Source organism: Sphingorhabdus sp. (assembly GCF_044354325.1).
Classification (GTDB): Bacteria; Pseudomonadota; Alphaproteobacteria; order Sphingomonadales; family Sphingomonadaceae; genus Sphingorhabdus_B.
Genome location: NZ_JBILAF010000083.1, coordinates 1 through 9,606, shown reverse-complemented (window position 1 = coordinate 9,606; position 9,606 = coordinate 1). Strand labels below are relative to the sequence as shown.

Below are 9,606 nucleotides of genomic sequence, written 5' to 3'. Positions count from 1 at the left end.
ATCCAGATGGGGACTTGGCCATGAAATCCTTCGACCCAGACGCGTTCATCTAGGCCATGCGCGCCCTCTTTCTGTCCGACGATGCTCCAAAGGCCACCAAATCCATAAACGGGAATACCAGCGGACCGTAAAAACGCGCCGTCGGTAGCGCCCGCCGACTGGAATGGCAAAACGGGCGCGTTCGGAAAGCGGGTTGCGACAGCGGCCCGATAGGCTTGGGTTATGTCATCGCGCATCGGTGATGGTGCGGTTTCGGGTGTTTGCGATCCTTCAACGGCCGACACCGTGACATCCGGCCCTGAAAGCGCTTGCAATTGCTGCCGGACATCCTCTGTTTTGACGCTGGGAAAAATGCGGCAGTTCACATTGGCTTCCGCCTTTTGGGGCAAGGCATTTGGCGCATGACCGCCAGACAACATCGTTGCAACACAGCGCGTGCGCGTGCTTCCGGGGTCCATCGCCTCTAACAGATCGGCGGTCTCGCGATCTTGGGGGTCCGCAAGATATCTACGCAACAGCTCGCCAAATTGGCCACTATCGCCTTTTGCCAGCATCTCGAAACTCGCGCGTGTGGCATCGTTAATCATGGCTGGAAAGCGATGACGCTCCACTGCGGTGAGCGCATTGGCCAGCGCATATATCGCATTGTCCGGGCGCGGCACGCTGCTGTGCCCGCCACGGTTCACGGCCGTCAGATGGAAATCGGCGTAGGTTTTCTCCGCAATCTGAATGCCAAAGCCTTCAACGCGCCCATCAGGGAAAACCGACCCGCCACCTGCATCTCCATTGAGGGCATATTCAGCGTCAATCAGCTCGCGCCATTCGGTTGCCGCGCGCCGTGCACCGTTGCCGATCGTCTCTTCATCGCCGGTAAACAGCACAATGATATCGCGCGTCGGTTCAAACTTCTCTGCGCGCAAATATTGGAGGGCAAGGACGATACCGGTCAACGCCGCCTTATTGTCGTTTGAACCGCGACCCAGATAATATCCGCCCTCTTCGCGAAACTTAAATGGCGGATATTTCCAATCGCTTGCTTTGGCGGCGACGACATCCATGTGCGCCATCAGCAAAATCGGCTTTTTGCCCGACGGCTTGGCTGCGGGCCAACGGACAATCATTGTCTGGGTATTGTCATGATCCTTGACGATCACGTTCGTGATGCCCGCCTTGCGGAACTCGGCTGCCAATAATGTGGTCAGCTTCTTAAACTCGGCAGGCTGCCCCTCAACGGTCGGAATTTCGACAATCTTTGCAAAGAGCGCGCGTTCCGATGCTATTTTCGATGCAACTGTTTGCGCATGTGCAGCGGTTGTCAGGGCCAAAATGCCTGCCAATAAAAACGTGCTCCGTCCGATCATCTTTTCTCTCCTTTATGCAATGCTAGCGCGCGCCGTGGCCTTCCGCCAGATAATCTTCCGACTGCATTTCCATCAGCCGCGACACGGTACGGTCAAATTCAAAACGCCCGTCGCCAATTGGGTAAAGCTGGTCAGGGCCGGCATCTGCGCTCGCCAAAAACTTTACGCGATATTCGTACAACGCATCGATCAGCGTCACAAATCGCGCCGCTTCATTGCGGTTGTGCGGCCCAAGAACGGGAATGCCCACCATAAGCACCGTGTGGAACCGCCGCGCAATCGCCAGATAGTCAGAGGCACCACGTGCCTCCGCGCACAGACGCTTGAATGAGAAAACGGCGACACCCTTCAACGCCTTTGGCACATGCAACAACCGACCGCCGCCTACGTCCAGCTCTAACGAGGGGACATGTGCGCGGTCCTCGGGCGGGTAATCCGTCATGCGGAAGAATGTTTCCGAAAGCGCGGCCGTCGCCTCGGCGCCATTGGGTACCAGCCAGGTTTTGGCATTGCCCAAACGGTCGCGCCGATAGTCTGTCGGCCCATCGAGCGCAAAAATATCTAGGCTGTCTTTGATCAACGCGATGAACGGCAAAAACAGCTGGCGGTTGAGGCCATCCTTATACAGGTCATCGGGTCGCCGGTTCGACGTTGTGACAACGGTGACGCCTGCGGCAATCAATCCTGTGAACAGCCGCGACATAATCGCTGCGTCGGCCATGTTGTTGACGACCATTTCGTCAAAACAGAGCAACCGGGCTTCATCCGCCAGTGCCGCGACCACCGGCGGAATAGGATCGCCTTTCTCTTTTTCGCGCTCGACCTTTAGCCGCGCGTGGATATCCAGCATGAATTCATGGAAATGGGCACGACGTTTCCGCTGTATCTGAACGCTGTCAAAAAACAGGTCCATGAGCATGGATTTCCCGCGCCCAACACCGCCCCATAAATATAGGCCGCGGGCCGGGTCCGGCTTGCGTCCCAAGAAACGCCACATTGTGCTTCCGCGGGGCGGCACGGCCTCAAGCTCTGCTTGCACTTTTGCCAGCGCCAAAACGGCCTTGGCTTGATCAGTATCAGGCTTCAGTTCGCCTGCACTGACAAGGGCTGCGTGCCGATCCGTGACCGAGGCGGCCATCATTTCTTACTGGGTTTTCGAATCGTCCCTGAAAACGCGGCGACGCGGGACTCGCCTTGCGAGACAATGCCGCGCATGAACAGCAGGCGACCCGTTTCTTTCAAAAGTTCGACCTCTGCCTCAAGTGGTTCGCCGATTATACCAGCGCCAATGAACTGCACCGATAGGTCAAGCGTAACGGCGGCGCCCGCCTCAATCAGGCCAAACATCCGCGATGCGCCAAACATGGCCACGTCGATAAAGCCCAGCGTGACGCCGCCATGCACCGCGTCGCGCAAGTTGCTGTGGCGGTGTTCGGGGAACATGCGAAGCCGTGCTTTATGATGCCCTTCACTGCGCACCAGCATTTTGCCGAGAACCGTGCCATTATAGCGCGTGGCATCGGTCATCTGCCAGTTTAGCCAACCGGGATTGTCCGGATCCGGACTGCTATCAAAAGCGGGCGTGTCCAACTGCCGTCCCGTAAATTAAAGGTGACGTTCGGCAACCATCTTCTTGGTTTCCGCAATGGCCTTTGCCGGGTTCAGACCCTTGGGGCATGCGTTCGCGCAGTTCATGATCGTGTGGCAGCGATACAGACGGAATGGATCTTCCAACTCATCCAAACGCTCACCAGTCATTTCGTCACGGCTATCTGCCAACCAACGATAGGCCTGAAGCAATATGGCTGGGCCCAAAAACTTGTCGCTGTTCCACCAATAAGACGGGCAGCTTGTCGAGCAACATGCGCACAAGATGCACTCATACAAACCATCCAGCTTTGCGCGGTCTTCAGGCGACTGAAGGCGCTCTTTACCCGATGGTTCTGGCGTAACCGTCTGCAGCCATGGCTTGATCGACGCATATTGCGCATAAAAATGGGTGAAGTCAGGAACGAGGTCCTTGATAACTTCCATATGCGGCAGCGGAGTCAGTGTGACTTCGCTTTTGCAATCTTCAATTGCCGTGGTGCACGCGAGGCCATTTTTGCCGTCGATATTCATTGAGCATGAACCACAAATGCCTTCGCGGCATGAACGGCGGAAGGTCAGCGACGAATCTTGTTCGCCCTTCATCTTGATCAGCGCGTCGAGGACCATTGGGCCGCAGGTTTCGGTATCGACTTCAAAAGTGTCGTAACGCGGATTTTCGCCACTGTCGGGATCGTAACGATACACCTTGAATTTCTTGACTTTCCCGTCGGTTTTCGCGGCGTGAACAGTGCCCTTTTGGACCTTGCTGTTCTTTGGGAGGAAGAAATCGGCCATATCAATATCCTGTTGTCGTCGTGACGTGTAATTCCATATCTGCCAAACGCCCTAACCAAGCGTTTGTGCAATCACAAGCCCTCAACTGCGTCCGTTCGAGTTGCTTTTTCTGCAAGTCGAACGCGCAGCTTGTCGATTTTGCGGCCATCCATATCCACAACCTCAAAATGCCAACCTTGGTCGCGGAAGGATTCACCTTCTTCGGGCAAGTGCCGCAAGATGTGTAGGACATGGCCGGCGGCGGTCGCGTAATCGCGGTCTTCGGGCAGATCAATCGATAGCGCGTCGGCCATTGCGTCGGCGGACATTGCGCCCGAGACGAGCATCGATCCATCGTCCAATGTGATGATGTTCGGCGCGCTACCTTGCGCCTGATCCGACGCAAATTCGCCCGCAATCGCCGCCAAAAGGTCGTTCGGCGTTACGATTCCTTCAAAATGCCCATATTCATCATGGACAAGCAGCATCGGCACATCGGACGAACGCAGAATTTCAAGAGCGTCCATGGCGTCAAGTTGATCAGGGATGATTTCAGCGCGACGCATCAGGCTGCGGATATCAAGACTTTCGCCGCGGATCTGCGCAGCAACGATATCGCGCGATTGGACAACGCCAATGATATCGTCACCATCTTCGCCGGTGACGGGTAGCCGCGTGTGCAGCGAGTTCAACAGCGAATCGCGGACATCATCTTCGGATGCGTCGGCTGCAATACGGTCGACATCCGTACGTGGCGTCATGACTTCACGCACCGGACGGTCGGCCAGCCGTACTACGCCTGCAATGACCTTATGTTCATGCTCTTCAATGATGCCTGCATGGGTGGCTTCGGCGAAGACCATACGCAGTTCCTCGGCGCTCAATGCGTCACGGGTATCGCGGCGCAGCCCAAGTGCGCGGAATATGGTCGCGCTGGATTTATCAAGGGTCCAGACAATCGGCGCGGTCACGCGTGCCAGCATCTCCATTGGACCCGCCATGGTGACGGCGATTCTCTCAGGCGCAATGAGCGCAAATTGCTTCGGGACCAGCTCGCCGACCACCAAGGATGCGTAGGTCGTGATGCTGATGACAATTCCGAAACCCAAAGTTTCCGACCATTCCTTATCCATGCCCAAAAGTGCGATGCGCTCGGCAACTGGCCCGCCCAGCGTCGATCCGGAATAAGCACCCGCGATAATACCAATGAGCGTGATGCCGATTTGCACGGTGGACAGAAACTTGCCGGGGTCTCGTCCTAACCGAAGGGCGGCCGCTGCGCCGCGCTTTCCGTCTTCCGCCATCGCCTTTAATTTCGCTGTACGCGCCGAAACAATGGCGAGCTCAGACATGGCAAACACACCGTTCAGGGCAATGAGAGCCAATATCGTTGCGGCATCAAACCACGGGAAAGGATGAAGATGTTCCATAGGGACCAGATTCCCATAGTGCCAACGCCAGCGCTTTGGCAACAAAATGCCGAAAAATCTGTTATCATCGACGGATGCAACCCAGCCAATGATAATCGCAGGTTCATCATGGGTGTCGCTTATGGGGCGCCCAAGCTGAAAGGGAAAATGATGAAGAAGAATCAATTGATAACGCTGTCGCTCATGGCCGCCATGCTGCCGCTATCGGCATGTGTCACCGACCCGACAACGGGCCAGCGCACGATTTCGAAGGCTGCACTTGGTGGCGTTGGCGGCGCATTGGGCGGATATTTGCTTGGCGACCTTATTGGCGGGCGCAGCGATCGCACGGAAAAAATTGTCGGCGCAGGGATCGGCGCTTTGGCCGGTGCGGGCGTTGGCTATTATATGGACGAACAAGAAAGAAAGCTGCGTCAGCAAACCGCGGGCACGGGCATCAACGTTATTCGCGATGGCGACAATCTCGTCCTCGATATGCCTTCCGAAGTGACCTTTGGCCTCGATAGCGCGAATATCGATGCGGGTTTCCGCAATACGCTGGATCAGGTTGCATCGACGCTGACGCAATATGAAAAAACCTATGTCGACGTCATGGGCCATACCGATTCCACCGGGTCGGATGCCTATAACCAGTCGTTATCGGAACGCCGTGCGTCGGCGGTTGCAAGCTATCTAACCTCGCGCGGCGTTCAGTCCGCGCGTCTTGCAACGCGTGGCTATGGTGAGAGCCAGCCAAAGGCGAGCAATCTGGACGAAGCCGGTCGTGCGGCGAACCGCCGTGTCGAAATCCGACTGGTACCTGTTACTCAGGGATAATGCGGATTTAGACGGCAACACCCTGAAGCAATTTGGGCAGCGCGCCGCTTTCGCCCCGCGCCTCGGCCATGAAAAATGCCTTGGCCGGGGCAGCGCGCTGCACCATTGCCATTCCGAAACGCCGGACCGCCGACGCGGTTTTCCCGGGAATGGAAAAAAGGCGGTTCAAGCCATCGGTCGATACCGCGATCAGCAACGTATCAATGCTGCGCCACCGGCTATAGCGATCAAGCAATTGCGCATCGCCAAAATCAAGACCAAGCCGCATCCCGTCGACCAATACTTCGGTCAACGCCGCAACGTCGCGCAGCCCAAGGTTGAGCCCCTGACCCGCGATGGGGTGAATGCCATGCGCGCTGTCGCCAATCAGCACCAGCCGCTCAGCCGTGATGTTGGCCGCATGGTGGAACCCAAGTTTGTAAGAAGACAAAGGCGCGGCGATCTCAACTGCACCCAATATGCCGCCCATCGCCTTTTCCAGCTCCCCCGCATATCCACGCGGCGACAATTTCATATATCCCGGCGCATCTGCGGCATCGACCGACCAGACGATCGCTGAACGATGCCGCCCGTCGTCCGCATCCAACATGGGCAACACGGCAAATGGGCCCGACGGATAAAAAATCTCATAGGCAATGTTGTTGTGCGAATGTTCGTGGAAGATCGCACCGACCATGGCGCTATGGTCATATTGCCAGTGCGCAATATTGATTCCCATTTCCTCGCGCGTCTGGCTTTGCCGACCTTCAGCGACAATCATCAGGTCAGCGGTCAAAACTTTGCCATCATCGAGATGCACGGAGGCGCGCCCTGAATCCTGTGATTTGTGGGTGATGTTGGCGGGCATGTGCAGGTGGATCGCGTCGCTTTCCAGCGCCGCATTGTACAACACGCCGCGCAAGAAGCGGCTTTCAAACATTTGGCCCAAGAAGCCGTCATCTTCAGCGGGTGCGAAATCCAGCGATCCGGGCTTTAGGCTATCGCTCACCCAAATCTTTTCAATCGGGCAGCCTTTTCCGGCCAATGCGTCGCCCAATCCAATGGCCTCAAACAGTTTATAGCTAGAGCTCGATATGGCAAAAGTGCGGCCGTCAAAGCCTGCTTGCAACATGCTCGCCTGATCGGCGCGGTCGATGACATGGCTGGTGATGCCATGTGCAGCCAATGCCAGTGCTTGCGTAAGCCCGATGAGCCCGCCGCCGATAATGATGACGTCTGCTTTGTGATTCATATTGCCCCTATGCCGCAACAGATGGGCGGACTCAAAGGAGGATTTTGACCGTAGCCCATCCGCGTTGGCAGCAATCTTCAACCTGTAATACTTGACGGCGAGTCCAGCGACAGCGAAAAGGGGGCGTTCGGCCCTCGGCGGCCACCCATATATGGCATTATAATCATGGCCTCGCGCATTTCTAAATTTACCTCAAAAACGAACATGGCCAATTGGCGGAATATGATGCGCGCGTCGCTGATCCGCAGCAGCACTTTGTTTGGCGCGGCTGTGCTTGGCCTGTTTGCGGTATTTTATGGCTTTGCGGTGCTGAGCTATTCGGCTGGCGATGCGGCATTAAATAGCGCGGCTGCAGATGTGCAGCACAACTGGATGGGCCAAAGCGGCGCCTATGTGTCCGACATCGTCCTGTTTCTATTTGGCGTTCCGGCCATTTTCCTGTTCCCGCTGATGCTGGTATTTGCGCGACGCTTGTGGCGCGCAGTCCCCCAGCCGCAGTGGAAACGACAGCTTACATTATGCCTGTGCGGCATGCTGCTGATCGGGTTTGGCATGGCCTATTGGCAGCACGGCAGCGACATCGGCTTGCCCGCTGGATGGGGCGGCGCGATGAATTTGCTGTTGGCAAATGCCGCCGTCGCACTTGCTGGCCAAATTCAGGGGGTGCTTGGCACTATATTACGGGTTCTGCTGATTTTGGGCAGCTTAAGTGGCGGGGTAGCGTTGGTTATTCGCGCGCTTGAACTTGAGCGCCCGCTGTTCCGTATTCCTTCGTTGGCCATGCCTAAATTTTCAGGCATCAAAAACGATCTGGGTGCCTTTGACGCAGACGATTCGGATGTTGCCCAAATTATCGAGCCAAAGCCGCCACGTAAGGCTGTCGAGCCCGAACTACGCAAGCCCCCCGTGATTGAAGACCGCACGCTGGCGCCGAAAAAAGCGGCGTTCTCAACCGGCGCGCGGCAGGGCGATTTCTTTGGCAGCTTTGTTTTGCCGTCGCTTGATCTGCTCGATCCGCCGTCGGCCATTTCAGTGCCAAAGCTCGACAAGACTGCGCTTGAGGCAAATGCGCGCTTGCTCGAATCGGTGCTCGATGACTTTCACGTTAAGGGACAGATTGTTGCGGTGCGTCCGGGACCCGTGGTCACGATGTATGAGTTGGAACCTGCAGCGGGCATCAAATCCAGCCGCGTTATCCAGCTGGCAGAAGATATTGCGCGCAACATGTCCGCTTTGTCCGCGCGTGTTTCGACGATACCGGGCCGCACCGTCATGGGTATTGAGCTGCCCAACGCCCATCGCGAAGCCGTGGTGTTTCAGGAAATGGTCGGATCAGACGCCTTTGCCGATCAAAAGGGTGCACTGCCGATAATCTTGGGTAAGAATATCTCGGGCGATCCGGTCATCGCCGATCTCGCCCCGATGCCGCATTTGTTGGTCGCAGGGACAACCGGATCCGGTAAATCGGTCGGCCTCAACTGCATGATATTGTCGTTGCTCTATCGTCTGACACCTGACCAGTGCCGAATGATCATGATCGATCCCAAGATGCTCGAATTGAGCAGCTATGACGATATTCCGCACCTGTTGTCGCCTGTCGTTACCGAACCTGCCAAAGCCATTCGCGCGCTGAAGTGGGCGGTTGAACAGATGGAAGAACGCTACCGGATGATGTCATCGCTGGGCGTGCGCAACCTTGCAAACTTCAACGAAAAAGTGCGCGGCGCAAAGGCAAAGGGTGCGCCATTGGGCCGTAAGGTGCAAATTGGCTATGACCCGATGACCGGCCAGCCACAATATGAGGAAGAAAGCTTGGCCTATGAGCCAATGCCGCAGATCGTCATCATCGTGGACGAGCTCGCCGACCTTATGATGACCGCGGGCAAGGAAGTCGAATTCCTCATCCAACGCCTCGCGCAAAAGGCGCGGGCTGCGGGTATTCACCTCATCATGGCGACGCAGCGGCCATCGGTTGATGTTATCACCGGCGTTATCAAGGCGAACTTGCCGACGCGTATTTCTTTCCATGTGACCTCGAAAATCGATAGCCGCACTATTTTGGGCGAACAGGGTGCCGAACAGCTGCTGGGCAAGGGCGACATGCTGTATATGGCGGGCGGTCGCGGGCTGACGCGTATTCATGGTCCGTTTGTTTCCGATGATGAGGTCCGCCGCGTGGCAGACCATTGGCGCGGCCAGGGGCAGCCCGAATATATTCAGGCGGTGACCGAAGAGCCCGAAGATGGCGGTTTCGACTTTGGCGGAATGGGCGGCGACGACAATGAAGAAGACGCGCAATATCGCAAGGCGTGCCAGATCGTGTTTGAAAGCCAAAAGGCATCAACGAGCTGGATTCAGCGTCAGCTGCGGATTGGTTATAACAGCGCGGCCCGGTTGATTGATC

8 protein-coding genes are annotated in these 9,606 nt (G+C 56.5%); 2 read left to right on the top strand and 6 right to left on the bottom strand.

Translation table 11 applies throughout. The annotated features are described in order from the left end of the window. From ACIQ0G_RS08200 to ACIQ0G_RS08180, 5 genes are all read right to left on the bottom strand, one after another. The coding region (locus ACIQ0G_RS08200) for a M20/M25/M40 family metallo-hydrolase (protein WP_397577487.1) at positions 1 to 1,361 on the bottom strand (1,361 nt) is incomplete at its 3' end. Positions 1,362 to 1,383: 22 nt separating this feature from the next. Next, complete coding sequence (gene zapE / locus ACIQ0G_RS08195) at positions 1,384 to 2,502, bottom strand: cell division protein ZapE (protein ID WP_397577486.1); 1,119 nt, start codon at positions 2,500 to 2,502, stop codon at positions 1,384 to 1,386. Next, the gene (locus tag ACIQ0G_RS08190) at positions 2,499 to 2,951 is read right to left on the bottom strand and encodes a PaaI family thioesterase (RefSeq protein ID WP_397577485.1); all 453 of its coding nucleotides are present in this window, start codon (positions 2,949 to 2,951) and stop codon (positions 2,499 to 2,501) included. Before ACIQ0G_RS08190 ends, zapE begins: the two co-directional genes overlap by 4 nt. 15 nt (positions 2,952 to 2,966) lie before the next feature. Beyond that, the gene (locus ACIQ0G_RS08185; RefSeq protein ID WP_324479136.1) at positions 2,967 to 3,746 is read right to left on the bottom strand and encodes a succinate dehydrogenase iron-sulfur subunit; all 780 of its coding nucleotides are present in this window, start codon (positions 3,744 to 3,746) and stop codon (positions 2,967 to 2,969) included. A 71-nt stretch (positions 3,747 to 3,817) separates the two neighbouring features. Further along, positions 3,818 to 5,155, bottom strand: a complete 1,338-nt coding sequence (locus ACIQ0G_RS08180; protein ID WP_397577484.1) for a hemolysin family protein — start codon at positions 5,153 to 5,155, stop codon at positions 3,818 to 3,820. Positions 5,156 to 5,302: 147 nt separating this feature from the next. Here ACIQ0G_RS08180 and ACIQ0G_RS08175 point away from each other — a divergent pair, with 147 nt between their 5' ends. After that, positions 5,303 to 5,971 (top strand): OmpA family protein, encoded by a 669-nt coding sequence (locus ACIQ0G_RS08175; RefSeq protein ID WP_397577483.1) that lies wholly within the window; start codon positions 5,303 to 5,305, stop codon positions 5,969 to 5,971. 7 nt (positions 5,972 to 5,978) lie between these two features. On the opposite strand, the gene ACIQ0G_RS08170 is transcribed toward ACIQ0G_RS08175, so the two are convergent. Then, a complete protein-coding gene (locus ACIQ0G_RS08170; protein ID WP_397577482.1) occupies positions 5,979 to 7,202 on the bottom strand; it encodes an FAD-dependent monooxygenase in 1,224 nt (407 codons plus the stop codon). Between the two features lie 165 nt (positions 7,203 to 7,367). Here ACIQ0G_RS08170 and ACIQ0G_RS08165 point away from each other — a divergent pair. Next, a partial coding sequence (locus ACIQ0G_RS08165) for a DNA translocase FtsK 4TM domain-containing protein (RefSeq protein WP_397577481.1) occupies positions 7,368 to 9,606 on the top strand: 2,239 nt, incomplete at its 3' end.